21 protein-coding genes and 1 tRNA gene are annotated in these 23,904 nt (G+C 67.3%); 14 read left to right on the top strand and 8 right to left on the bottom strand.

What is annotated here, in order from left to right:
* Window positions 1-30 precede the first annotated feature (30 nt).
* Window positions 31-813, bottom strand: coding sequence for an alpha/beta hydrolase (locus ATO4_RS12250; protein WP_176222964.1), 783 nt, complete (start codon window positions 811-813; stop codon window positions 31-33).
* Between the two features lie 537 nt (window positions 814-1,350).
* Between ATO4_RS12250 and ATO4_RS12245 the strand changes: the two genes are divergently transcribed.
* From ATO4_RS12245 to ATO4_RS12200, 10 genes are all read left to right on the top strand, one after another.
* On the top strand, window positions 1,351-2,520 hold the full coding sequence (locus ATO4_RS12245) for a mandelate racemase/muconate lactonizing enzyme family protein (RefSeq protein WP_083591805.1): 1,170 nt from the start codon (window positions 1,351-1,353) through the stop codon (window positions 2,518-2,520).
* 13 nt (window positions 2,521-2,533) lie between these two features.
* Entirely contained in the window at window positions 2,534-3,436 is a 903-nt protein-coding gene (locus ATO4_RS12240) for a LysR substrate-binding domain-containing protein (protein WP_083591804.1), read from the top strand.
* Between the two features lie 133 nt (window positions 3,437-3,569).
* The gene (locus ATO4_RS12235; protein WP_083591896.1) at window positions 3,570-5,168 is read left to right on the top strand and encodes an FAD-dependent oxidoreductase; all 1,599 of its coding nucleotides are present in this window, start codon (window positions 3,570-3,572) and stop codon (window positions 5,166-5,168) included.
* A complete protein-coding gene (locus ATO4_RS12230) occupies window positions 5,165-6,022 on the top strand; it encodes a transporter substrate-binding domain-containing protein (RefSeq protein WP_083591803.1) in 858 nt (285 codons plus the stop codon). The genes ATO4_RS12235 and ATO4_RS12230 overlap by 4 nt, the downstream gene beginning before the upstream one ends.
* A 50-nt stretch (window positions 6,023-6,072) precedes the next feature.
* Entirely contained in the window at window positions 6,073-6,819 is a 747-nt protein-coding gene (locus ATO4_RS12225) for an amino acid ABC transporter permease (protein WP_083591802.1), read from the top strand.
* Window positions 6,816-7,667, top strand: coding sequence for an ABC transporter permease subunit (locus ATO4_RS12220; RefSeq protein ID WP_083591801.1), 852 nt, complete (start codon window positions 6,816-6,818; stop codon window positions 7,665-7,667). The genes ATO4_RS12225 and ATO4_RS12220 overlap by 4 nt, the downstream gene beginning before the upstream one ends.
* A gap of 43 nt (window positions 7,668-7,710) precedes the next feature.
* Complete coding sequence (locus ATO4_RS12215; RefSeq protein ID WP_245308723.1) at window positions 7,711-8,439, top strand: amino acid ABC transporter ATP-binding protein; 729 nt, start codon at window positions 7,711-7,713, stop codon at window positions 8,437-8,439.
* 93 nt (window positions 8,440-8,532) lie between these two features.
* Entirely contained in the window at window positions 8,533-10,599 is a 2,067-nt protein-coding gene (locus ATO4_RS12210; protein WP_083591799.1) for an NADH:flavin oxidoreductase, read from the top strand.
* Between the two features lie 68 nt (window positions 10,600-10,667).
* Window positions 10,668-11,381: an HAD-IA family hydrolase gene (locus ATO4_RS12205; protein ID WP_083591798.1), complete on the top strand. Its 714-nt coding sequence runs from the start codon at window positions 10,668-10,670 to the stop codon at window positions 11,379-11,381.
* 29 nt (window positions 11,382-11,410) lie between these two features.
* Complete coding sequence (locus ATO4_RS12200; RefSeq protein WP_083591895.1) at window positions 11,411-12,712, top strand: FAD-dependent oxidoreductase; 1,302 nt, start codon at window positions 11,411-11,413, stop codon at window positions 12,710-12,712.
* Window positions 12,713-13,089: 377 nt separating this feature from the next.
* Here ATO4_RS12200 and ATO4_RS12195 read toward each other — a convergent pair.
* From ATO4_RS12195 to rlmJ, 4 genes are all read right to left on the bottom strand, one after another.
* A tRNA-Gln gene (locus ATO4_RS12195) sits at window positions 13,090-13,164 on the bottom strand.
* A gap of 126 nt (window positions 13,165-13,290) precedes the next feature.
* A complete protein-coding gene (locus ATO4_RS12190) occupies window positions 13,291-13,890 on the bottom strand; it encodes a glutathione S-transferase (protein ID WP_083591894.1) in 600 nt (199 codons plus the stop codon).
* Window positions 13,891-14,017: 127 nt separating this feature from the next.
* The gene (locus ATO4_RS12185) at window positions 14,018-14,569 is read right to left on the bottom strand and encodes a hypothetical protein (protein WP_176222962.1); all 552 of its coding nucleotides are present in this window, start codon (window positions 14,567-14,569) and stop codon (window positions 14,018-14,020) included.
* 95 nt (window positions 14,570-14,664) lie between these two features.
* The gene (rlmJ, locus tag ATO4_RS12180) at window positions 14,665-15,510 is read right to left on the bottom strand and encodes a 23S rRNA (adenine(2030)-N(6))-methyltransferase RlmJ (RefSeq protein ID WP_083591797.1); all 846 of its coding nucleotides are present in this window, start codon (window positions 15,508-15,510) and stop codon (window positions 14,665-14,667) included.
* Window positions 15,511-15,678: 168 nt separating this feature from the next.
* Here rlmJ and ATO4_RS12175 point away from each other — a divergent pair, with 168 nt between their 5' ends.
* Window positions 15,679-16,785 (top strand): alkene reductase, encoded by a 1,107-nt coding sequence (locus tag ATO4_RS12175; protein WP_083591796.1) that lies wholly within the window; start codon window positions 15,679-15,681, stop codon window positions 16,783-16,785.
* A 124-nt stretch (window positions 16,786-16,909) separates the two neighbouring features.
* Here the strand turns inward: ATO4_RS12175 and ATO4_RS12170 are convergent, their stop codons facing one another.
* The gene (locus ATO4_RS12170; protein ID WP_083591795.1) at window positions 16,910-18,019 is read right to left on the bottom strand and encodes a 5-methyltetrahydropteroyltriglutamate--homocysteine S-methyltransferase; all 1,110 of its coding nucleotides are present in this window, start codon (window positions 18,017-18,019) and stop codon (window positions 16,910-16,912) included.
* Between the two features lie 320 nt (window positions 18,020-18,339).
* Between ATO4_RS12170 and ATO4_RS12165 the strand changes: the two genes are divergently transcribed.
* The 3 genes from ATO4_RS12165 to ATO4_RS12155 all read left to right on the top strand — a co-directional run bounded on the left by ATO4_RS12165 (window position 18,340) and on the right by ATO4_RS12155 (window position 21,471).
* Window positions 18,340-19,419, top strand: a complete 1,080-nt coding sequence (locus ATO4_RS12165) for a TRAP transporter substrate-binding protein (protein ID WP_083591794.1) — start codon at window positions 18,340-18,342, stop codon at window positions 19,417-19,419.
* Between the two features lie 148 nt (window positions 19,420-19,567).
* Complete coding sequence (locus ATO4_RS12160; protein WP_210191067.1) at window positions 19,568-20,128, top strand: TRAP transporter small permease; 561 nt, start codon at window positions 19,568-19,570, stop codon at window positions 20,126-20,128.
* A 20-nt stretch (window positions 20,129-20,148) separates the two neighbouring features.
* Entirely contained in the window at window positions 20,149-21,471 is a 1,323-nt protein-coding gene (locus ATO4_RS12155) for a TRAP transporter large permease (RefSeq protein WP_083591793.1), read from the top strand.
* Window positions 21,472-21,725: 254 nt separating this feature from the next.
* On the opposite strand, the gene fliI is transcribed toward ATO4_RS12155, so the two are convergent.
* Together fliI and flgF are read right to left on the bottom strand one after the other, a co-directional pair.
* Window positions 21,726-23,066 carry a flagellar protein export ATPase FliI gene (gene fliI, locus ATO4_RS12150; protein ID WP_083591792.1) on the bottom strand — a complete coding sequence of 447 codons (1,341 nt, stop codon included), beginning with the start codon at window positions 23,064-23,066 and terminating at the stop codon, window positions 21,726-21,728.
* Entirely contained in the window at window positions 23,063-23,797 is a 735-nt protein-coding gene (gene flgF, locus ATO4_RS12145; protein ID WP_083591891.1) for a flagellar basal-body rod protein FlgF, read from the bottom strand. The genes fliI and flgF overlap by 4 nt, the downstream gene beginning before the upstream one ends.
* Window positions 23,798-23,904: the final 107 nt, after the last annotated feature.

The following is a 23,904-nucleotide window of genomic DNA, read 5'->3' as shown; positions in this document are numbered from 1 at the left end:
CGATGACCCGCGCGCCGCGGTTCCGCGAGATCACGTCGTGCTCTCGATGAAGGCCGTCACGTCGGCATTGAAGCGGTCCGACGCTTCCCAGAAGGGCGTATGGCCCACTCCCTCATAGACGAGCAGCTTCGCATGCCTGACCATCTGCGCGGTATGTTCGCCGGTCGCAGGCAGAAGCACGCGATCCTCGTCTCCATGGACGACCAGCGTCGGGACGCGAATGGTCTGCAAAGTCTGCGCGTATTCGGCGGGCCGTCCGATGAGAGCCTCGCGGACGCCGCTGGGTGTCACGGCCGCGCAGGCGAGAAACAGCTCCATTTCGGCCGCAGACGGCGGCTTGGCGAAACAGGCGCGGCCGAACTGCACGGAGGCCTCGACGCTTGGCGCGAGCTCCCGGGCGGCCATCGCGCGCATCAGCGGGGCGGCCGGTCCGGCGGTTCCGGGGCCGGCCGAACTCGTGGCGCACACCATCACCAGTCCTGAAATGCCGTCGTCGCCATAATGCGTCAGATAATCGAGCGCGATGCGGCCTGCATAGGACCAGACGACGACGATCGGCCGATGCAGTCCGCAGCCGGTGATGACCGCATCGACCTCGTCCGCCCAACGCTTCGGGTCGCGATAGTGGGCGGGGTCCACGGGCTTTTCCGACATCCCATGGCCGCGATTGTCATAGGTGACGATGCGAAAGGCTTCGGACATCGTGCCGCTGACCTGCTTCAGCCAGCACAGGTGCGATTGCGAGAAACCGTGGATGAAGAGAACGTCGCGCTTGGCAGGTCCGCCTCCCCAGTCCTGCACCGCGATCGTCACCCCGTCCGGTGTCCGCACGCGGGTCGAGCGGTAGCGCAGCTCGCGCTCGAGAAGAGTGCATTCGACGATGACATCCGGCCGAGACGTATGATCAGACACCTGCAAAACCTCTAGACATGATGGGGGGAAGGTGCCCGAGACGATAGGGGCGTCGCCGTTCGCTTCGGGACAGGCCGGACCGGGCTCTACCCTACGTCATCGGCCGAAAATCGAAAGCGATAATCGGCCGGCACGATGTGTCGGCCAGTGTGTTGGTTGCCCGGTGCGCCGGTCCGGACGCACGGAACGTCAGAACCCCGGCATTCGCGTGTCGGAAAGCGCCGCCGGCCGTGCCTCGTGGAGCGAGATTTGCTGTCAGCCGGGCGTGCAGGGAGCCTTTCAGCTCCAGCCCGACGCCGGGTGCATCCGCCAAGCCGACGCGTCCGTCTGAGGCCACGCCCAGACGGAGCCGAGCCGGGGCGATATGAACTCGACGGAAGGCCTTGTCTCGCGATACTCCTGACATCTTGCAACGACCGGACGATCGGCGAGAACAGCATGTTTCTGAAGTCTGCGCGTATCTATGCCGTCAAGGGTGGCGGTATTCGGCCGGTGATATTGCACCTCGAAACATCGGACGGTCTCGCCGGCCTCGGCGAAGCCGCCGTGGCCTACGGTGTCGGCTCGATTGCCGCCGCGGCGATGCTGGAGGAACTTGCCGGCCGCTTCCTCACCGGGCGTGTCGATCCCTTCCGGGTCGAGGCGATCACCGCTTCGATCCGCGATTTCAGCTTCTGGGCCAAAGGCGGCGGCCCGATCCTCAACGCCGCCCTCAGCGCGATCGAACAGGCGCTCTTCGAGATCAAGGCCCGCAGCCTCGCCGTCCCCGTCTACGAGCTTCTCGGCGGCCGGCTGCGTGACGATCTTCGAACCTATGCCAATGGCTGGTATTTTGGCTGTGCCTCCGAGGCCGAGCTGCCGGCCGCTGCCGAGAAGGCGGTCGCGGACGGCTATGACAGTCTGAAATTCTACCCCTTCGCGACCATTCTGCCCGATGGCCGGCTGCGCCATCCGGCACTGCGCGGCGCCGGCGACCGGGAGCTCGTGCGGCGGGGGATTGCTCGCGTCGCCGCCGTCCGCGATGCCGTCGGGCCGGATGTCGAGATAATGCTGGATCTCTCCGCCGGGCTCACCCCTTCGGATACGATCCGGTTCTGCCGCGCGATCGAGAGATACGACGTCGCCTTCGTCGAAGAGCCGACCGAGCCGGACGATCTCGGCGCCTTGCAACTGATCTCGCGCGCGATTTCGCAGCCGATCGCCGTCGGCGAGCGCCTTTATGGCCGGCAGGGCTTCCGCGATCTCCTGGAAAGCCGCAGCGTCGCGATCATCCAGCCCGATCTCGGCAACACCGGCGGTATCTGGGAAGGCCGGAAAATCGCTGCCATGGCCGAGGCCTACGGCCTGAAGGTGCAACCGCATATCTGCGCGAGTTCCCTGTCCACCGCGATCGGGGCGCATTTCAGCGCCGCCATCCCGAACTTCTACATTCAGGAGCATTTTCCCTATTGGGACCGCACGCCCGGCCATGTCGAAGTCCTGAAGGATCCGCTGGAGACCCGGGTCGCGAACGGGCGCATCCCGATCGACGATGCGCCGGGCTACGGCGTCGCCCTCGACGAGGAGCGGCTTTCGGACTTCGTCTTCGCCGAGATCGATCTTCGCTGATGGGGCGCTGCCGGTGAACATCCAGCATTTCGCCGCCTTCCGCGCGGTCATGATGACGGGCACGGTCAGCGGGGCAGCCGAGATCCTGGGGCGAAGCCAGCCGGCCGTCAGCCGGCTGCTCGACCGGCTGGAGGCCGAGCTCGGACTGGCGCTTTTCGAACGCAGAAAGGGCCTGATCCGGCCGACGGCGCAAGCCCATCGGCTGCTCGACGAGGTCGAGCGCGCCTATGTCTCGCTCGATTCCCTGCAGAATCTCGCCACCCGCCTCGCCAAGGGACAGGGCAACCAGATCAGCCTCGCCGTCCTGCCGGCCCTCGGCATGAGCTTCATGCCGAGAGTGATCGCAAGGTTTCGGCAGGACTGGCCGGAGACCCGGGTCAGCCTCAACATCCGCATGTCGACGACCGTGGAGGAATGGGCGGCGGGCCAGCAGGTGGATTTCGGTTTCGCCGAGATGCCGGTGCGCCGCTCCGGTTTCGAGACGGACATCTTCTCGAATGCCCCCTATGTCGCGGCCGTCCCCAGCGGCCACGAACTTGCCGGTCGCGCCTGCCTGACGCCCGAGGACCTTCGCAAGGGACCGATGATCAACTGGACGCCCTTCGTCTCGGCCCGTCACCTGATCGATCAGGTTATGGTCACCTCCGGCGTGCGGATCGAGGCGCTCTGCGAGACGAGCCTGTCCGGCGCCGCCTACGAGATGGTCAAGCAGGGGCTCGGGATCGCCATCGTCGATCCCTATACGGCGATCCTCCAGGCCGACGAGCGGATCCGGCTGATCCCGTTCCGGCCGGCCATCCCCTTCAACCTCGCCTTGCTGCGCCCGGATTCGCGTGGCGCGACGCCGGCCGTGGAGCACATGCTCCTTCTGGCGCGCGCCGAGCGGGACGAAATCCTGGCGCAGGTCCCGACCTGACCCAGCGACAGGGCGCCGGAGGATCCGCCGGCGTCGATATTACATTTGCGCATAACCATCCGCATATTTTCAATTTTGAACATTTCGAATCTCTCTGCATAGTCGGCTCCGCAATCGCTTGATCGGGGATCGCATGCAGCACGAGCTGGCCGATATCGCTGGATCGCAATGGGACGTCGTCGTCATCGGTGCGGGTATCAACGGCGCCGCCACCGCCCGCGAACTGACCATGGCCGGATATTCGGTGCTGCTCTGCGAGAAGGGCGACTTCGCCGGCGGGGCCTCCGGGCGCTCGTCCCGCATGCTGCATTGCGGGCTGCGCTATTTCGAGGCCGAAGCGCCCGTCCGGGCGTTCGGTCTTCATCCGCGGCGCCTTCTTCAGGCCATGACGATGGCCCGGGCCGGGATGGAAGCCCGCCACGAGATCGCGACGACCGCGCCGGAGGCCGTGACGCCCTTCACCATGTGCTTTCCGGTCTATCCCGAAAGCCCGGTCAGGCCATGGCATCTCGATGCCGGTCTGGCGCTGCTGAAGACGCTCGGTCCGAGCGAGCCGCCGCTCGAATATCGCAGGATCACCGCCGATTTCGAGGCACGGCTTCCCTTTGCCAAGGATCTGCGGGACCGTGATCGCCTGCAGTCGATCGCGACCTATCGCGAATACGTCTTCGACTGGCCGGACCGGTTCTGCGTCGACGCCGCGCTCGAGGCCGAGGCCGGTGGTGCAACGGTGCTGAACTTCTGCAGCGCACGGCTCGTCGAGCGCGGCCCGGCGGGGCTCTGGGAGATCGCGCTGGAGGCCCGGGACGGGTCGACCGCCACGGTGGGCGCGCGCCTCGTCTTCAATATGGCCGGCACCTGGATCGACGGGGTGAATGCGGGGGCGGGCGAAGGATCGACCCTGCCCCGGCGCCTCATCCGCGGCACCAAGGGAAGCCACGTCATGGTGCGGCTGCCCGAGGCCTATCGCGGCTATGGCATCGCCACCCTGCACCGCCAGGGCATGCCGTTCTATTGCCTGCCCTCCCACGACGACTTCTTCTATTTCGGGCCGACGGAGACGCCGTTCGAGGGGGATGCGGGGGATATTTCGGCGACCGAGGCGGACATCGACTTTCTCCTCGGCGAGGCGAATTTCCTCCTGCCGGGCCTCGGGCTGACCCGCAACGACGTCGTCCTCACCTGGGCCGGGGTGCGGCCGCTGACCTTCGATGCGGATCAGCCGATGGGGCGGCGCTCGCGCGAAATCCACGATCTGTCCGCCGACGGACTGCCGGGCGTCCTGGCGATGACGGCGGGCCCGGTGATGTCGCATCGCAGCGCCGCGAGGACGATGCGCGAGCGGGCCGAGGCCATGCTCGGCAGACCGTCCAGGGCAGTGGTCCGCGAGCCGGCGCCCTGGCGCATCACCAAGCACGCTCCGCGCCTGTCCGAAGCCGAGCCCTCGGGTAACCTTCGCCGGGCGGCGCTGCGCCGGGCCGTCAGCGACGAACACGCCCGGGATTTGAAGGGCATCCTCTACACGCGCACGGCGCTGGCCTGGCGCCGGCACCTGGCGCGTCATGAGGTCGAGGACGCCGCGGCCTCGGTCGCCGACCTCCTCGCCTGGACACCCGAGCAATCCGCCGAAGCGGTCGACCACTTCCTCGCCTACCAGCGCACCGTATTTCGAGCCGGCACCCCCGATCGATCCTATGCAATGCCAACCTCAACAGGAGACATGCAGCCATGAACTCGATTGCCAAGCTTATGCGCCTTCCGGTCCTTGCCGCCGTCATGGGGGCGACGGTTCTTGCTGCCGCGGCTCCTGCACAGGCGGAGGGCGGCCGGCTGGAAGAGATCCTCGATCGCGGGACGGTGCGCATCGGCGTTTTGGGAGCCTTCAAGCCCTGGTCGTTTCCCTCGCCCGACGGCGCGATGCAGGGGATCGAGATCGACCTCGCCCAGAGCGTCGCAGACACCCTCGGCGTGGAGCTCGAGCCGGTCGTCGTGACCTCGGCGAACCGCATGCAGTTCCTGCAGCAGGGCAAGATCGACGCGATCATCGGCGGCATGTACGACACCGCCGAGCGCCGCCAGATCATCGGCATCATCGAGCCGGCCTACTGGACCTCGGGCCCGACCCTGATGGCCAAGGAAGGCGCGGTCACGAGCTGGGAGGACATCAAGGACAAGCCGGTCTGCGCCAAGCAGGGCGTCAACTACAACAAGCAGGTCCAGCAGGACTACGGTCCGCGCCTCGTCGCCTTCGCCGGCAACACCGAAGGCAAGGCCGCGCTGCGGGCCGGCAAATGCGTCGCCTGGCTCTATGACGACGCCAGCGTCATGGCCGACCTCGCCTCCGGCGAGTGGGACGGCTACACGATGCCGGTCTCCGTGCTGTACAACAATCCCTGGGCCTCGGCCGTCCCGATCGAGGAGCTCGACAAGCCCTGGGGCGTCTTCATGACCGGCATGGCCTACAAGTGGCAGGCCGACGGCAAGCTCGTCGAGCTCGAGAAGAAGTGGGAAGTGAAGCCGTCGGAATGGATCGCCGAGCAGCACAAGCGGCTCGAATGGGACGAGAGCTATCTCCAGGGCCAATGACATCGGCCGAAGGAAGATGCCGCTGAGACCATCGCGCACAGGACCGTAGCTTGTTCGAGCTGATTGCCCCGATCTTCCAGCGTCTCGCCGACGAGACCGGATGGAACTTCATCATATTCTACGACCGCTACGAATATGACCGGTTCGTGACGGGCATCTCGATCTCGCTGCAGCTCATCCTGTGGTCGATCCTCCTGTCTCTCGTCATCGGAGTGCTGGGCGCGTGGGTGCAGACCGCGCGCTCGGCGCTCTTGCGGGGGATCGTCAACGGCTACATCCAGCTGTTTCGCAACACGCCGCCGCTGATCCAGCTGTTGTTCTTCTATTTCGGCCTCGGTGCCTTCACCCCGCAGGTCGACATGGGCGGCTATTACGAGCCGATGATCTCGTCCTTCACCTGGGCGATCCTCTCGCTCGGGATCTTCGGCGGCGCCTTCAACGTCGAGATCTTCCGCTCCGGCATCGAGGCCGTGCCCAAGGCCACCGCCGAGGCGGCCGAGAGCCTGTGCTTCTCCTCCTGGCAGACCTACGCCTATGTCACCCTGCCGCTGGCCTTCCGCATCAGCCTGCCGGCGCTGACCAACAATCTCGTCTCCTTGGCGAAGACCACCTCGCTCGCCTACGTCATCTCGGTTCCGGAAATGACCTACACGCTGAACCAGGTCTGGTCGGACAACATCAACGTGCCGGAGATGATGCTCGTCCTCTTCCTGTTCTACGTTCTCGTCGTCAGCCTGATCGCGGCGGGACTGCACGTGCTCGAAAAGCGCCTCGCACTGCCGGGATACGGCCGATGAAGGCGCCGGCAAAAGCTTTTCGGATCGACGTCGAGACGGTCTCGTCCTTCCTGCCGAGCCGAGCGCTGCGCGGCTGGCACGGCATCCTGCTTCTGGCGCTGCTCCTCGCCAGTCTCGCCATCGCCACGGCTCATGCCCAGAGCGGCGGCGGGACGGGGCCGCAATCGCCGCTCGCCACGCTGGTGGAATGGATCCCGTTCATCCTGTGGGGCTTTCTGCTCAATCTCGGCATGAGCTTCCTCGCCATGGGGATCGCCACCGTCCTCGGCATCGGTCTCGGCCTCCTGCAGCTCAGCCGGACGCGCTTTCTCAGCGTCCCGGCCTGGCTGGTGACGCATCTCTTCCGCAACTCGCCCTGGCTGGTGATCCTCTTCGTCGTCATGCTTCTCGTGCCGTTCGAGCTTCAGCTGCCCGGCGGCGGGACCTTCGTCATGTCGGACTGGCTGAAGGCCACCTTCGCCTTCTCGCTGCCGGTCATGGCGAATCTGAGCGAGATCGTGCGAGGCGCGATCGTCTCGATCCCGAAGGGCCAGTGGGAATCGGCCGAGAGCCTCGCCTTCACCCACGGCCAGACGCTGCGCTGGATCATCCTGCCGCAATGCGTCAAGCGGGCGATACCGCCCTGGATGAACTGGTACGCGCTGCTCGCGATGGCGACGCCGATGGCCTCGATCCTCGGGGTGCGCGAGGCGGTCGGCAACGCCCAGGCCGCCATGGAGGCGGCGGGGGCGCGGCCGGAACTCCTGGTCCCGTTCTACCTGTTCCTGCTGCTTCTGTTCTTCGCCTACATCTATCCGATTTCCGTCTGGACCCGAATGATCGAGCGAAAATATGCCGTCGAAGCCTGAGATTTCCCCGCATCGGGCGGCGCCGGCGAGTTGGACTCCGGACATGCCGCTGGTCTCGATCAAGGACGTTCACAAGTCCTTCGGCAAGCTGGAGGTGCTGCGCGGGGTCAGCCTGGACGTGAAGAAGGGCGAGGTGGTGTGCATCATCGGCCCGTCCGGCTCCGGCAAGTCGACGCTGATCCGCTGCATCAACGGTCTCAACGACATCCAGAAGGGCTCGATCCTGGTCGAGGGCCAGGAGGTCAACGATCCCAAGCTCGACAAGCTGGCCCTGCGCAAGAAGGTCGGCATCGTCTTCCAGCAGTACAATCTCTTCCCCCACAAGACGGCGCTTGAAAACGTCATGATGGCGCCGGTGAAGGTGCTGAAGGAGCCCAGGCGCGAGGTCGAGGCGCGGGCGCGGGCGCTGATCGCCAAGGTGCGGCTGTCCGGCAAGGAGGACGTCTATCCCGGCCATCTCTCCGGCGGCCAGCAGCAGCGCGTGGCGATCGCCCGCAGCCTCGCCATGCGGCCCGACGTGATGCTGTTCGACGAGGTCACGGCGGCGCTCGATCCCGAGACGGTCAAGGAGGTGCTCCTGACGATCAAGGAACTCGCCGCCGAGGGAATGACCTGCATTCTCGTGACCCACGAAATGGGCTTCGCCCGGGAGGTCGCCGATCACGTGTATTTCACCGACAGGGGCGTGATCGTCGAACACGGGCCGCCCGAGGAGCTTTTCACCAAGGCCAGGGACGAGCGCACCCAGCGCTTCCTCAGCCAGATCATCTAACCGCTTGCGCAAGGCGGGCCGGTGGACGCCGCGGTCGGACGAATGCCCGTCCAGCCGACGCCGCCGCTTTGCCTGAACGAAAGAGACCGATCCATGCTGGATTCACTCGAACCGAACGCGACCTCCCCAGGCATTTCGCCGCCGAAGGACCCGCTTCTGCAGCCCCTCACGATCAGGCATCTGACCCTGCGCAACCGCATCATGAGCACCAGCCACGCCTGCGGCCTGGAGGTCGGCGGCATGCCGCAGGAGGCCTATCAGCGCTATCACCTCGAAAAGGCCAAGGGTGGCCTCGCCCTGTCGATGTTCGGCGGCTCGTCCAATGTCGACCGGGATTCGCCGAACATCTTCCGCCAGCTGAATGTCGGTTCCGACGCGATCATTCCGCACCTCCAGCAGTTTTCCGAGCGCATGCACGGCGAAGGCGCGGCGCTGATGTGCCAGATCAGCCATCTCGGCCGGCGGGGCGATCCCTATGCCGGCGACTGGCTGACCACCATCGCGCCGTCTCCCTTGCGCGAGACGCTCCACCGCAGCATCCCGAAGGAGATGGACGAGCACGACATCGACCGGGTGGTGAAGGCCTACGGCGCCGCCGCGCGGCGCTGCAAGGAGGGTGGGCTCGACGGCATCGAGACGCTCTCGGCCGGCCATCTCATCGGCCAGTTCCTGTCGCCCGTCACCAACCGGCGCACCGACCGCTTCGGCGGCTCGCTCGAAAACCGCTGCCGCTTCGCGCTGATGGTCCATGAGGCGATCCGCCAGGCCACCGGCGGGGACTTCCTCGTCGGCATCCGCTTCGTCGTCGACGAGGCGACCCCCGGCGGCATGGACTTCGACGAATGCGTCAGGGCAGCGCAGATCCTGACGCAGAACGGCGCGGTCGACTTCTTCAACGCCATCTACGGCACGATGGACACGACCCGGGCGCTCGCCGAGGAGAACATGCCCGGTATGGGCTCGCCGCTGGCCCCCTGGGTCGAGCCCGTCGGGGCCTTCCGCCGCGAGGTCGGCCTGCCGGTCTTTCACGCCGCGCGGATTTCCGATCTCGCCTCGGCGCGCTTTGCCGTCGCCGAAGGCAAGGTCGACATGGCGGGCATGACGCGGGCCCAGATCGCCGATCCGCACATGGTGGAAAAGCTCGCCGCCGGCCGCGAGGACCAGGTCCGCCCCTGCATCGGCGCGACCCACTGCCAGTCGCCCTACCGCCCCTCCTGCCTCCACAATCCGGTGACCGGCCGGGAGACCACGCTCAGCCACGTCACCGCGCCGACGAAGGGTCGCAAGCGCAAGGTCGTCATCGTCGGCGGCGGGCCGGCCGGGCTGGAAGCCGCCCGGATCAGCGCCGAGCGCGGCCACGACGTGACGCTCTACGAGGCGGCGGCCGATGTCGGCGGGCAGATCCTCCTCGGAGCGACCGGCTCCTGGAGGCGCGACCTCATCGGCATCGTCGAATGGCGCGTCGCCGAGCTGGAGCGCCGCGGCGTGCCGATCCACACCAACAGCTACATGGAGGCCGGCGACATCACCGCGCTCGGGCCCGACGTGGTGATCCTCGCCACCGGCGGCCTGCCGCAGGTCGATCTGTCGGAGGGCAGCGAGCTTTGCGTCAGCACCTGGGACATCGTCTCCGGCCAGACGCCGGTCGGCCGCGACGTCCTCGTCTATGACGGAACCGGCCGCCATCCGGCACCGCTCGCGGCCGAGCGGGCGAAGGAAGCGGGCGCCAACGTCACCTATGCGACGATCGACGCCAATCTCGCCGAGGAATTGACCTATGCCGAGAGGCTGCGCTGGAAGAAGCGCTTCCTCTCGCTCGGCCTCCAGCCGATTTCCGATACCCGGCTCCTCGCCGTCCGCCGTCGCGACAACCGCCTCGAAGCCGTGCTCCTGAACGAGATCTCCCGCCAGGAGACGGCCGTGCCGGTCGACCAGGTGATCGTCGAGCAGGGCAGCATCCCGATGAACGAGCTGTTCGAGGCGCTTCGCACCGCCTCGTCGAACGAGGGCGTCACCGACATCGAGACTTTCGTTCGCGCCGCGCCGCAACCCATGGCGGCTCGAGACGGCTTCGAACTCCATCGCATCGGCGACGCGCTCTCCAGCCGCAACATCCATGCCGCCATGCTCGACGCGGTCCGCATCTGCAGCCCGCTCTGACGACCGGCGCTCCGACAGGTCGGGCAGGCCCGACCCCAACAGTCACCTATGAAAAGGACACCTGCCTCATGCAATTCGACCGCTTCAAGGTTCTCACCTTCGACGTCGTGGGAACCCTCATCGATTTCGAGAAGGGCCTCCTCGACGGCTTTCGCACGTTCGGCGGACCGGCGGCCCGGAGCTTGAGCGACGACGACATCTTCGGTCCCTATGTCGAGGCCCGCCACATTCATCCCGGCCGCGCCAGCCAGGTCATGGGAGAGGTCTATCAGCATGTCGCCGGCAAGCTCGGGCTCGACCCCAGCGAGGCCGCGGCCGTCGCGTTCCAGGCCCACGTCTTGAAATGGCCGGCCTTCCCGGACTCGGTCGCCGCACTGAAGCGCCTGCGCAAGCGCTTCCGCCTCGTGGCGATGACGAATGCCGACCGGGTGATCTTTTCCAGCTACTCCCACACCCTCGACAACCCCTTCCATGAGGGCGTCACCCTGGACGATGTCGGGATCCCGAAGCCGAGCCCGCGCTTCTTCGACTACAACCGGGGTCGCCAGTCGGCCTTCGGCTACAGGCAGGACGAGATCCTGCACGTCGCCCAGAGCCAGTATCACGACATCGGCGTCGCGCGGGAACTCGGCTATTCCGTGTGCTGGATCGAGCGGCGGCAGGGGCAGACGGGCTTTGGCGGAACGCCGGTGCCGAAGGAAGTGACGAAGCCGGACTTCCATTTCGCGACGCTCGCAGAGCTGGCCGATGCGATCGACGCCGACATGGCCGGCGAACGGTGACGATCGCGGCGCCCGGCAGGGACGGGACGATGGCGTCTGCCGCGAAAGGGTGGCCGGCCTCGCTCTGGATGGAAACGGCGCGTCCGCGTCCGGCTCCGGGCGGGCCGGGCGGCCAGGACAGCGCCGACGTCGTGATCGTCGGCGGCGGCTATACCGGATTGTCCGCGGCCCAGCGTTTCGTCGAACGCGGCCTCCGGCCGCTGATCGTCGAGGCGAATGGGATCGGCTGGGGTGCGAGCGGGCGAAACGGCGGAGTTTTGTCGCCGAAGTTCCGCCTCGCCATTCCCGACATTGCCCGCCGGCACGGTCAGGGCGTCGCGCGGCGCATGGCCGAGCTCGGCCACGAGGCCGTCGACGCCGTCGAGGAGGCGGTGCGGCGCGACGCGATCGACGATGCCGACCTCACCATGACCGGCAACCTGCGCTGCGCCCACACCCAAAGCGCCTTCGACGCCCTCAAGGCCGAGGCGCGGACCATGCGGGAGGATTTCGGCGACGAGACGAGCCGCATCCTCGAGCGCGACGAAGTGGCCGACGAGACCGGCTCGGCCGACTTCGTCGGCGGCGTGCTGCTCTCCCACGCCGGCCTCATCCATCCCCTCAACTACGCCCTCGGCCTCGCCGAGGGTCTGCGGGGCAGGGGCGTCGGTATCTGGGAAGGCGCCCCGGCGACGTCCGTCCGCCAGGATGGCTCCGGGGTGGTGGTCGAGACGCTTTCGGGCACGATCCGCGCGAAGCACGCGCTCCTGGCGACCAACGGCTATTGCGACCTCGCCCCCGGAACCGCCGCGATCCGCCGCGCCGTCATTCCCTTTCGCAGCGCCATGGTCGCCACCGGGCCGCTCTCCGAAGAGCTGCGCGCCAGGCTGCTGCGCCATGGCCGCAGCTACTCGGAGACGCGGCGGATGATGCGCTGGTTCCGACCCTATCGGGACCGCCTGATCTTCGGCGGCCGCGGCGCCTTCGGCAGGACCGACAGCCAGGCGGCGTTCGACGCGCTGGAGCGGGCGATGCTGCGGGTCTTTCCGGATTTGCGCGGCGTCCCGATCACCCATCGCTGGTCGGGCCTCGTCGCCATGACCCTCGACGCGGTCCCGCAGCTCGGCCGGCTGGACGACAGGATCTCGTTCGCGCTGGGATACAACGGCGCCGGCATCGCCATGGCCTCGCTGATGGGCCGCTACGCCGCCGACGTCACGCTCGGCGACGAGCCGGATCTCGCGCTGCTCGGGCCGAAGCCGCTGCAGAGGATTCCGTTCTATTCCTTGCGGGGACCGGCAGTGCGACTGGTTGCATCCTGGTACCAGCTTCTCGACACGGCGGGGCGGTAGAGGCCGCCAGGTCGGCTGGTGGCGGACGGAACTGGTCCCCGCATCCCTGGACAGGTTGGCGGCGAAGCTGAGCTAGTCCCAGCTGTCCTTCATGCCGCCAGTCTGGTCATCAGATGATGGGGGGCATGCCCCGTCATCTGATCCGCCGGTCCGCCCATAGGCCTCGTGCGTGAGATGCGTCAGACCGATTCGCGTGGCAAGCGCATCTGGCAGGCGTTCGCGCCAGTCGTGGACAGCCTCGCGTCGTTCGAGACCTGTGGCAGTCCCCATTGCCACACTCCCTGTCGCACGGTTGTGTCGCAGTCGTGTGTCCCGCTTGGTGGAATGGCTCCCCAGCCGGAACGGAACGATCGCGATTTCGATGACTTAGCTGGGTCTGGCTGGGGCGGCAGGATTCGAACCTGCGAATGGCGGCACCAAAAGCCGCTGCCTTACCGCTTGGCGACGCCCCAGTGGCGCGGATGGCCGTGGGCCGGTTTCATATCGGCTCGCGCCCGTCCATGCAATGCGTCTTGTCGCGCCGTTGCCGCGGCGCTGCTCCGCTCGGCCCGCGCGTCCGCGAGGAGATCGGACCTGCCTTAGGCGAGGCGCGGCCCGAGCTCGTCATAGGCCGGGAATCGGGCCGGAAACGCCGCCAGCCAGGCGGCGAGGGCGGGATATTCGGCCTCGAGCTTGCCCTTGAAGCGGAAGCTCATCCAGCCGGCGAGGCCGGCGACGGCGAAATCGGCGACCGTCAGCTCGTCTTGAAGCTCGGGGAGCATGGCTTCCAGCGCCGCCAGGCCGCGGTCGGCCTTGCGCATCTGCTTGTCGACCCAGGGCTGGTGGCGCCGCTCCTCAGGTCGGTAGCGCTCCTCGTAGACGGCGAGGATCAGGGCGTCGCCGATGCCGTCGGCGGTGGCCTCGATCCGCTTCACCGTCGCCCAGGCCTCCATTTGCTGGGGCACCAGCTGGCCGCCCGTCAGCTTGTCGAGATAGTCGCAGATCACCCGGCTGTCGTAGAGCGCCGTCCCGTCGTCGAGGATGAGCGCCGGGATCTTGCCGAGAGGATTGGCGGCCAGCAGGTCGGCCGGCTCGGCGGTGGTGTCGGCGGGAACGCTCTCGATGGCGAGGCCGCAATGGCTCGCCGCCATCCGCACCTTGGCGGCGAAGGGGGAGGCGGAGGAATAGAAGACGCGCATCGATGTCTTTCCGAGAAGCAAAGGGCGAAGGGGCTCGGCGCCGCTTCGCCCGGGCCGCGAGTTCGGCGGGCGAGGCCGGAGCGGGTGGCATCGCGGCGCGGGGCAGGCCGCCGCGCCGCGACGAGGATCAGTATTTCGACACGAAGCCGGGGTTGTCGGTCGCCGCTTCCGGCGGAAAGCGCCGCAGCGACTGGCAGTTGGCGCCGTAGACATGCCACTCGTCGAGGCCGAGCACGCAGCCTTCCGCCTTCCAGCCGCGCACCGGCGAGAAGAAGCCGAGATAGTCGCCGGCCGCCGCATAGCCCATCGGATATTCGACGACATAGTAGACGGTGCGCCACTGGTGGTCGGAGATCAGCGCCTTGGCCTGGCAGTAGCGCCGCTCGATCGGGTTCGGCGCCGGATAGGGATCGTCCTTCACCTGCGGCTGGTAGGCCTTCTCGAACATCCCCTTGAATTCGAGGATCTCGAGCTTGGCCTCGAGCATCCGCGGGGCGCCGTATTCGAACTGGTCCTCGACCTCGCCGAGCACCGCCGCGTCGTCGCAGGCCGGTACCTTCGAAGGAATGGCGTCGGCCCGGTAGGCCTGGATGTCGGCGGCCGCCGCCGGCAGCACCGGCGCCGCGACGATTGCGGGCAGGATGCAGAGACTGAGAAGAAGGGCACCGAGCCGGGTCATGATGGCAACTCCCGTACAAACCGGACAGGTCCGGAAACCGATTGCATCCGAACGTTTTCCGCGCCACGCTAGCATCGATCGGCGGGTGGCGTATGTCACGAACCGCTCGCGGGCCGTTGTTTGACCGCGAATGTTGCCGTCGTGCCGCGCCCGAGCACGGGAAGAAGGCGGGACAACAGCGCTTCGGCCTCCTCGGCGAAGACGAAGGGCGGGTTGATCACCGCCAGCCCGGTGCCGACGAATCGCTCCTCGGCGGACATCGGTTCCGCCAGGAATTCGGCGAAGACGACCTCGCCCGGCGCCACCTCGACCAGCGCGTCGCGCAGCCGCTCGACCATCGCCTGGCGTTTCATCGGATACCAGACCGCATAGATGCCGCCCCGCCAGCGGTGGAGCGCCCGGGCGAGGGCGGCGGCGATGTCGTCGACCTCGCTCACCTTCTCGAAGGGCGGATCGATCAGCACGAGTCCGCGCCGTTCCTTCGGCGGGACATGGGCGCCAAGGGCGAGCCAGCCGTCGAGGGCGATCGCCTTCACCGCCGTATCGCCGGCAAACCGCGTCTTCAGGGCGTCGCCGTCGACGGGGTGGAGCTCGTAGGCCGACAGCCGGTCCTGCGGCCGCAAGAGCCGCCGCGCGATCAGCGGCGAGCCGGGATAGCGTCCCTCCGCCAGATCCGGCGCGACACAGTTCCAATAGTCGGAAAGGAGCGGGTCGGCTCGAATGGCCGGATCGGCGGCGGCGAGCGCCGCGATTCCCCCCTGATGCTCCAGCGTGCGCGAGGCCTCGTCGCCGGACAGGTCGTAGAGGCCCGGACCCGCATGAGTGTCGTAGATCCGGATCGCCCCGTCCTTGCGCTGCAGGTAGCGGACGAGGCGGCAGAACAGGGCGTGCTTGACGACGTCGGCGAAATTGCCGGCGTGGAAGGCGTGGCGGTAGTTCAACGCGGCATGTCCGTGCAAGAGCTGTGGCGGCAATTCCCTTAGAACCGTCTTCCTGGCGCGAACGCAACGTTCATCCCGCTGTTCGGTTTGCTGCGACGCACCACATGCGGTGTCACCTGCGGCCGGAGCGCCTCGTTCCGGCCTGCCTCACCAAGGAAACGCGCCATCATGACACACGACCATCTCCTGCAGCCCTACGACCTCGGCCCGATTTCGCTTTCGAACCGCGTCGTCATGGCGCCGCTCACCCGCAGCCGGGCGACCAGCGACGGCGTGCCGAAAGAGATGCATGTGGATTATTATCGCCAGCGCGCCGGCGCCGGGCTGATCATCACCGAGGCGACCAACATCTCGCCGGAAGGGCGCGGCTACGCCTGGACGCCCGGCATCTTCAACGACGCGCAGGTGAACGCCTGGAAGAAGGTCACCGACGCCGTCCACGAAGAGGGTGGCAAGATCGTGCTGCAGCTCTGGCATGTCGGCCGGGTGTCGCATCCCGACCTCCAGCCCGGCGGCGCGCTGCCGGTGGCGCCCTCGGCGATCGCGCCGGCGATGCAGGCCTTCACCGAGAGCGGCATGAAGGATGCCGTGGCGCCGCGGGCGCTGGACGCCGGCGAACTGCCGCGGGTGGTCGCGGACTTCGTCAAGGCGACCGAGAATTCCAAGGCCGCCGGCTTTGACGGCGTCGAGATCCATTCGGCGAACGGCTACCTCCTCGACCAGTTCCTGCGCGACGGTGCCAACCAGCGGACCGACGAGTTCGGCGGCTCGATCGAGAACCGCCTGCGCTTCCCGCTGATGGTGGTGGATGCCGTCACGAAGGTGTTCGGGCCGGAGCGCACGGGAATCCGCATCTCGCCGGTCTCGCCGGCCAACGATCTTGCCGACAGCGATCCCGAGGCCGTCTTCACCGCCTATGTGAAGGAGCTGTCGGCGCGCCGGCTTGCCTATCTCCACGTCATCGAGGGCGCGACCCGGGGCGACCGCGACCCGCACGCCTTCAAGGCCTGGTCGCTGCGCCAGCATTTTTCCGGCGCCTACATGGGCAACAACAACTACACGGCCGATCTCGCCGAGGAGCGGCTGGCGAAGGGGGAGATCGACCTCGCCTGCTTCGGCCGGCCGTTCATCTCCAATCCCGATCTCGTCGAGCGGATCCGCCTCGGCGCGCCCTTCGCCGCATATGACGAGAAGACCTTCTATGGCGGGGACGAGACGGGCTACACCGACTATCCGGCGCTCAGCGCAGAAGAGCGGGCCCGCTACGCCGCCTGACCGGCCGGAAGGGATCACATCATATAAGACAAAGGGGCCGGCAGACATCTGCCGGCCCCTTTGCGTGTCGGGTGCTCGCTGCGAGGCGCCGCCGGCCGTTCGTCGGCGGCGCTTCGCGGCAGCCTCAGCCCCAGACGGCGTTCGCCACCTCGACGCAGCGCTCCAGCTTGCGCCACTGGTCGTCGTCGGTGAGATCGTTGCCGTGGGCGGTCGAGGAGAAGCCGCACTGGTGCGACAGGGCGCACTGGTCGAGATCGACGAAGCGAGCCGCCTCGTCGATGCGCTTCTTGACGAGATCGGCCGGCTCGACAGCGGCCGATTTCGACGACATCAGGCCGAGGACGACCGTCTTGCCCTTCGGCATGTGGCGCAGCGGCGCGAAGTCGCCCGAGCGCTCGTCGTCATATTCGAGGAAGAATCCGTCGATGGCCATCTCGTTGAACAGGATCTCGGCGACCGGCTCGTAGCCGCCCGACGCCACCCAGGCGCTCTTGAAGTTGCCGCGGCACAGATGCACCGAAATCACCATGTCGGACGGGCGGTCCCGGATCGCGTCGTTGACGAGGCGGCAGTAGAGGCGCGTCAGGTCGTCCGGGTCGTCGCCGCGCTTGGCGGTGCGCTCGCGGATCTCCGGATCGCAGAGATAGGCGAGATTGGTGTCGTCCATCTGCAGATAGCGGCAGCCTCTGTCGGCGAGATCCTTGATCTCGGCCCTGTAGGCCGCCGTCAGATCGTCGTAGAAATCCTCGAGGTCGGGATAGGCGGCCGCCGAGATCGCGTCGCGCCCGCCGCGAAAATGCAGCATCGACGGGGCCGGGATCGAGACCTTCGGCGTCTGGGTGACGACGGACTTGAGGAAGTCGAAGTCGGCGCCCTGGATCGACTGGGAGTGGGCGATCTTGTCGTTGACATGCATGGTCGGCGGGGCGAAGCCCACCTCCGAGCCGTCGTCCTTGCGGAAATGCGTCTTGAACTCGCCATAGGTGACGTCGACGCCGTCGAGCTTCTCGAGGAAGTCGACGTGGAAGAAGGTGCGCCGGAACTCGCCGTCGGTGATTCCCTTGAGGCCGACGTCTTCCTGGCGCTTCACCACCTCGCGGATGCACTCGTCCTCGATGCCGCGCAGCTCCTCGGCGGCGAGCTTGCCTTCGGCAAATTGCGCGCGCGCCGTCTGCAGCCGCTCCGGCCGAAGGAAGCTGCCGACGTGGTCGGCCTTGAAGGGGGGTGTCGTCATCGTCGTTTCCTGCCTTTTCTCGGGTTGAACGGCTGCGATCACAGGCCTGTCGGGGCGGGCGGAGAGGGCCCTGCCGCCATGGTTCGGCACATGGTCGCCGCGCGCTATTTCTCCAGACCCATAACCGTTTGGATATGAAAACCGCCAGCAAAGTCATTTTACCGGCCGCTTTGTTCATATCATTTTTGTTTTGCGGCCGGAAAGGGGAGTGACCGGTCGCCGTGGCGTTGCCTCGAGGCGAAGTTTCGACCACGCTGGCTCCAGGCACTGCGGCAGGCCGCGCCACGAGGCGCGGCCGTGGCAGCGACATGGGAGGATACATGCTGAAGACGATATTCAAGGCCGCTCTGGCCGGCGCCATCTGCGTCGCGGCGGCGGGCCATGCGAGCGCCCAGGACGTCACCCTGCGCGTTCACCAGATGCTGCCGCCCCAGGCGACGATCCCGCACGACGTGCTGGAGCCGTGGGGCGAGGCGGTGGAGAAGCAGTCCGAGGGGCGCATCAACGTCGAGCTCTATCCCTCGATGCAGCTCGGCGGCACGCCGCCGGAGCTCTTCGACCAGGCGCGCGACGGCGTCGTTGACGTCGTCTGGACGGTGCTCGGCTATACGCCCGGTCGGTTCCCGAAGGCCGAGACCTTCGAATTGCCGTTCATCATGACCGATGCCGTTTCGACGTCGAAGGCGTTCCAGGAATTCGTCGAGACGAACGCCATGGACGAGTTTTCCGGCGTCCATCTGCTGGCCGTCCACACCCATGGTCCCGGCCTGTTCCACACCAAGCAGCCGATCGCCAAGCTGGAGGATCTCCAGGGCATGAAGATCCGCGGCGGCTCGCGGGTGATCAACGAGCTCCTGACCAAGCTCGGCGCGACGCCGGTGGGCCTGCCGGTGCCGGCCGTCGCCGAGGCGCTGTCGAAGGGCGTCATCGACGGCACGACGATTCCGTGGGAAGTCACGCTGCCCCTGCGCGTTTCCGAACTGGTGACGAACCACACCGGCTTTTCCGGCGAGAACGGGCTCTACACCCAGACTTTCGCCATCGCCATGAACCAGGCCACCTATGACGGCCTGCCCGACGATCTGAAGGCGGTGATCGACGCCAATTCCGGCATGAAGCTCGCCACCATGGCCGGCGAGGCGATGGCGCGGCAGGACGCGGTCGGGCTGAAGAAGGCCGAGGATGCCGGGAACGACATCGTCACCCTCGGCGACGAGGAGACCCAGCGCTTCAAGGATGCCAGCCAGACCGTGATCGCCGAATGGGTCGCGCAGGGCGAGGGCCGTCAGGCGCTGCTCGACGACGCCAAGGCGCTGATCGCCAAATACACCGCCGAGACCGCCAAGGGCGGCGACGGCATGGCGACGGACACCGCGCCGGCCGCCGCCAAGAGCCAGTAGCGGGACGCATCCGATCGGCGATCTGAGGGCGGGACCGGCCCAGCCGGCCCCGCCCTTTCCATGCGGCGAGGGCCAACCTGCCGGAATGGCGGGGGAGCGGAACCGTCCAGGGTCGTGCGGGCGATTGGAACAACGAAGGGATTGACGGTTGAGCGAGACAGGCGACATCACGCGGGAGAGCGGCCGGCTCGGCCGCATCGTCGACAGGTTCGCCTCGGTGCTGGCCTTCGCCGGCGGGCTGGTCCTGCTGTTCATCGTCGTCCTGACCTGCCTTTCGATCGCCGGGCGCTCGCTGCTGACGCTCGATGTCTGCTGCGGGCCGGTGCCGGGCGACGTCGAGATGATCGAGATCGCCTCGGCGATCGCCGTCTTCCTGTTCCTGCCCTTCTGCCAGCTGAAGCGCGGCCACGTCACGGTGGACATCTTCGCCGGGCTGATGGGGCCGCGCGGGGTCCTCGTGACCGATCTCGTCGGCAATGTCCTGATGAGCGCGGCGGCGATCGTGATCCTCTGGCGGCTGGAACTCGGCTTCGAGGACAAGCTCAGAAGCGGCGAGACCACCTTCATCCTGGCGATCCCGCTCTGGTGGGGCTATGCGGCGTCCCTCGTCGGCGCCGCCGCCTTCGCGCTCGTCAGCCTCTACACGGTGCTGCGCTCGGTCCGCGAACTCTCCACCGGCAAGGCATCCGCCGCGCCGCATTCCAGCTGAACCGGCGGAAACGCGATCCCATGTCCAATCTCGACATCGCCCTCCTGTCGTTTCCGGTCCTCCTGGTCCTGATCTTCGCGCGCATGCCGATCGGCCTCGCCATGCTGATCTGCGGCTTCTTCGGCAACTATCTGGTGCTCGACCGCTTCACGCCGATCCTCGCGCAGATGAAGACGCTGACCTTCACGACCTTCTCCAGCTACTCCCTGTCGATCATCCCGCTGTTTCTCCTGATGGGGCAGTTCGCGGCCAAGGGCGGCATGAGCCAGGCGCTGTTTCGCGCCGCGAACGGCTGGATCGGCCATCGCAAGGGCGGCGTCGCCATGGCGGCGATCGGCGCCTGCGCCGGCTTCGGCGCCATCTGCGGCTCGTCGATCGCCACGGCGGCCACCATGGGCAAGGTGGCGCTGCCGGAACTGAAGCGATTCGGCTATGACGGCGGGCTCGCCACCGGAGCGCTCGCCGCCGGCGGCACGCTGGGCATCCTCATCCCGCCCTCGGTGATCCTCGTCATCTATGCGATCCTCACCGAGCAGAACATCGCCAAGCTGTTCCTTGCCGCCGTCGTGCCCGGCATCCTCGCCATGCTCGGCTACATGCTGACCATCGCCATCTACGTGCGGCTGAAGCCGGGATCGAGCGGCCTGCGCGACAAGGCGCCGATGGCCGAGCGGCTGCGGCTGACCGTCGAGGTCTGGCCGGTGCTCGTGGTCTTCTTCCTCGTCATCTTCGGCATCTATTTCGGCTGGTTCACGCCCACCGAGGGCGCTGCCATCGGCGCCGCCGGCACCGGCCTGATCGCGCTGTTCAACGGCGGGCTGAAGGGTGGGGCGCTCGGCGATTCGATCCGCGAGACGGCGGTCGCCTCCGGCATGATCTTCCTGATCATCCTCGGGGCGGGGGTCTACAATTCCTTCCTCGCCCTCAGCCAGCTGCCGCAGGAATCGGCCGCCTGGGTGGTCGAGCAGGGCTTCTCGCCCTGGATGGTGCTGACGGTGATTCTGCTCACCTATCTGGTCTTCGGCTGCGTGATGGATTCGCTGTCGATGATCCTCCTCACCGTGCCGATCTTCTTCCCGATCGTCTCCGGCCTCGACTTCGGCCTGTCGCCGGACGAGTTCGCCATCTGGTTCGGGATCCTGATCCTGATCGTCGTGGAGGTCGGTCTGATCACCCCGCCGGTCGGGCTCAACCTCTTCATCATCAATTCGATGGCGAAGGACACGCCGATGATCCGCACCTTCCTGGGCGCTGCGCCCTTCGTGGCGTCGGACATCGTCAGGACCGTGATCCTGGCGGTCTTCCCGGTGATCACGCTGTTCCTGGTGCGCTGGCTGTATTGAGGGATGAGGGAAAGGGCGGCGCCGAGGCACCCCCCTCTGTCCTGCCGGACATCTCCCCCACAAGGGGGGAGATCGGCAGCGTCGTCGCTCGGATCTCGATCTTTACCCGCCGTGCAAATGCCAACAGGTTCCTGAGTGGACACGTCGTCCGCGCCGGGTGATCTCCCTCCTTGTGGGGGGAGATGCCCGGCAGGGCAGAGGGGGGTAACCGCCGCCGCAACGCCGCCCGGCCAGCCCGGAAGCCGCCCCTTCATTCACCCCGCCGGCGGCGCCGCGAAGGCCTCCTTCAGCTTCTTCGACAGGTCCTTGAAGGGCTTCTCGGTGGTGGGGTCGCCGGGGTTCTGGACGAGATAGTCGTAGATGTGCGGCACGAGGTCGACCGCCTGGTCGAGGGTTCCGTCCGAGCCGCGCTGGTAGCCGCCGAGGAGGCGCAGGTCGCGGGTGTCCTCGAAGCGCGCGATCATCGCCCTGAGCCGCGTGACGAGTTCGCGCTCCTGCAGGTTCCAGGCCCTTTGGGCGAGGCGCGAGATCGATTTGAGCACGTCGACGGCCGGGAAACGGCCCTGTTCGGCGATCGCCCGGTCGAGGACGATGTGGCCGTCGAGCGTGCCTCTGATCGCGTCGGCGATCGGATCGTTGTGATCGTCGCCGTCGACCAGCACCGAGAAGACGCCGGTGATCGTGCCCGACCCCTCGAGACCCGGTCCGGCCCTTTCCAGCAGCTGCGGCAGCTCGGAAAAGACGCTCGGCGGATAGCCGCGCGCCACCGGCGGCTCGCCGGCCGCCAGCGCGACGTCGCGGGCCGCATGGGCAAGCCGCGTCACGCTGTCGATGATCAGGAGGACGTTCTCGCCCTTGTCGCGGAAATATTCGGCGATGGCGGTCGCGGTCTTCGGCGCGAGCCGGCGCATCATCGGGCTTTCGTCGCCGGTCGCGACCACGGTGACCAGCTTGTCGAGGCCGCCGGCCATGGTCTCCTCGAGGAATTCGCGCACCTCGCGGCCGCGCTCGCCGACCAGCGCGACGACCGCCGTGTCGAAGCCCTGGGCCCGCGACAGCATGCCCATCAGCGTCGACTTGCCGACGCCGGAGCCGGCGAAGATGCCGATGCGCTGGCCTTTGACCAGCGGCGTGAAGATGTCGATCGTCCGGATGCCGGTCTGCACCGGGCTGCCGACCCGGCCGCGCTTCAGCGCCGGCGGCGGCGAGCCGTCGGCGATGCGCTCCTCGATGCCCCTGACCAGCGGGCCGCGGCCGTCGACCGGCTGGCCGAAGGCGTTGACGACGCGGCCCTTCCACTCGGCGGTGGGGGCGACGGTATAGGGACCGATGCGCCGCGCCGGGCTCTTGACGCCGAGGGTGGAGCGGATGCCGAAGGGCTTGACGGTCAGGCTGTCGGACTCGATCCGCACCACCTCGCCGATCTCGTCGCCGGCAGCACCCGGGCAGGCGATGCAGTCGCCGAGCCGGACGAAGGGCGACAGCCCCGCGACCCGGAAGGCCTGCGGCCCGACATCGACGATGCGGCCGGAAACCGAAATGCGCGGCGCGTCGAGCGGCGACAGGTCGAGGGCCTTCTCGTTGGCGAGGCTCATTTGTTGCTCCCCAGCGTCTGGATGGCGTCGCTCATGCTGCGCTCGTTGGACTGGACGAGATTGGCGGCGCTTTCGAAGGCTCGCTGCAATTCGATCAGGCGGGTCATCTCGAGCACCGGATTGACGTTCGAGCCTTCGACGAAGCCCTGCATGACGCCGACCTGCGAGAAGTCGAGCGCCGGCTGCGCGCCCTGGTCGGGAATGACGCCGGAGGTGTCGAAGCGGGTCAGTTTGGCGGTCTGCGGAATGGTGAACAGGCCGACCGCGCCGAGCTGCCGGCCGCCCTGGGTGATCATGCCGTCGCGGGCGATGGTCAGGGCGCCGCCATTCGGGTCGATCTGGATCTGGGCGCCGCCCGCATCGACCAGCGGATAGCCGGTGAGCGTCTCCACCGTGCCGGCCTGGTTGACCCGCATGCGGCCGTCGCGGGTGTAGACGACGCCGTTCGGCCCCTGGAAGCCGAAATAGGCGTCGCCGGCGACCGCCATGTCGAGGGGATTGCCGGTCTGGGTGAGTTCGCCGTTCTTGGTCGACAGGAAGCTGGTGCCCTCGGACGCCATGCTGACGGGGTCGGCGCCGAAGCCGTTGCCGGGCTTGATCAGCTCGTCGAACTTCACCTCTTCGGAGCGGAAGCCGACGGTTCGCAGATTGGCGAGATTGTGGGCCAGGGTGTCGAGACGGCGTTCGATGGCGAGCTGGGCCGACAAAGCCGGCGGAAGCGTGGCCTCCATGATCATCCTCTTCGCGATTGGCCGGCGGCGCTGCGAGACGCATGCCTTCGCCCGGCCGGACCCGTGGTCGATGCGCAAACTGCCCAAGCAGCCTTGTCTCAGACTGA

This window comes from Aurantimonas sp. 22II-16-19i (assembly GCF_002088275.1).
Classification (GTDB): domain Bacteria; phylum Pseudomonadota; class Alphaproteobacteria; order Rhizobiales; family Rhizobiaceae; genus Jiella.
Note: the sequence above shows the minus strand (reverse complement) of the source record. Positions and strands in the feature narration are given on the sequence as shown.

Coding starts and splice junctions, on each gene's coding strand:
- ATO4_RS12220 (WP_083591801.1), top strand. CDS start 6,816: ATGAAGGCGCCGGCAAAAGCTTTTCGGATCGACGTCGAGACGGTCTCG.
- ATO4_RS12165 (WP_083591794.1), top strand. CDS start 18,340: ATGCTGAAGACGATATTCAAGGCCGCTCTGGCCGGCGCCATCTGCGTC.
- ATO4_RS12170 (WP_083591795.1), bottom strand. CDS start 18,019: ATGACGACACCCCCCTTCAAGGCCGACCACGTCGGCAGCTTCCTTCGG.
- ATO4_RS12235 (WP_083591896.1), top strand. CDS start 3,570: ATGCAGCACGAGCTGGCCGATATCGCTGGATCGCAATGGGACGTCGTC.
- ATO4_RS12175 (WP_083591796.1), top strand. CDS start 15,679: ATGACACACGACCATCTCCTGCAGCCCTACGACCTCGGCCCGATTTCG.
- ATO4_RS12200 (WP_083591895.1), top strand. CDS start 11,411: ATGGCGTCTGCCGCGAAAGGGTGGCCGGCCTCGCTCTGGATGGAAACG.
- ATO4_RS12185 (WP_176222962.1), bottom strand. CDS start 14,569: ATGACCCGGCTCGGTGCCCTTCTTCTCAGTCTCTGCATCCTGCCCGCA.
- flgF (WP_083591891.1), bottom strand. CDS start 23,797: ATGGAGGCCACGCTTCCGCCGGCTTTGTCGGCCCAGCTCGCCATCGAA.
- ATO4_RS12245 (WP_083591805.1), top strand. CDS start 1,351: ATGTTTCTGAAGTCTGCGCGTATCTATGCCGTCAAGGGTGGCGGTATT.
- ATO4_RS12155 (WP_083591793.1), top strand. CDS start 20,149: ATGTCCAATCTCGACATCGCCCTCCTGTCGTTTCCGGTCCTCCTGGTC.
- ATO4_RS12210 (WP_083591799.1), top strand. CDS start 8,533: ATGCTGGATTCACTCGAACCGAACGCGACCTCCCCAGGCATTTCGCCG.
- fliI (WP_083591792.1), bottom strand. CDS start 23,066: ATGAGCCTCGCCAACGAGAAGGCCCTCGACCTGTCGCCGCTCGACGCG.
- ATO4_RS12215 (WP_245308723.1), top strand. CDS start 7,711: ATGCCGCTGGTCTCGATCAAGGACGTTCACAAGTCCTTCGGCAAGCTG.
- ATO4_RS12230 (WP_083591803.1), top strand. CDS start 5,165: ATGAACTCGATTGCCAAGCTTATGCGCCTTCCGGTCCTTGCCGCCGTC.
- ATO4_RS12205 (WP_083591798.1), top strand. CDS start 10,668: ATGCAATTCGACCGCTTCAAGGTTCTCACCTTCGACGTCGTGGGAACC.
- ATO4_RS12190 (WP_083591894.1), bottom strand. CDS start 13,890: ATGCGCGTCTTCTATTCCTCCGCCTCCCCCTTCGCCGCCAAGGTGCGG.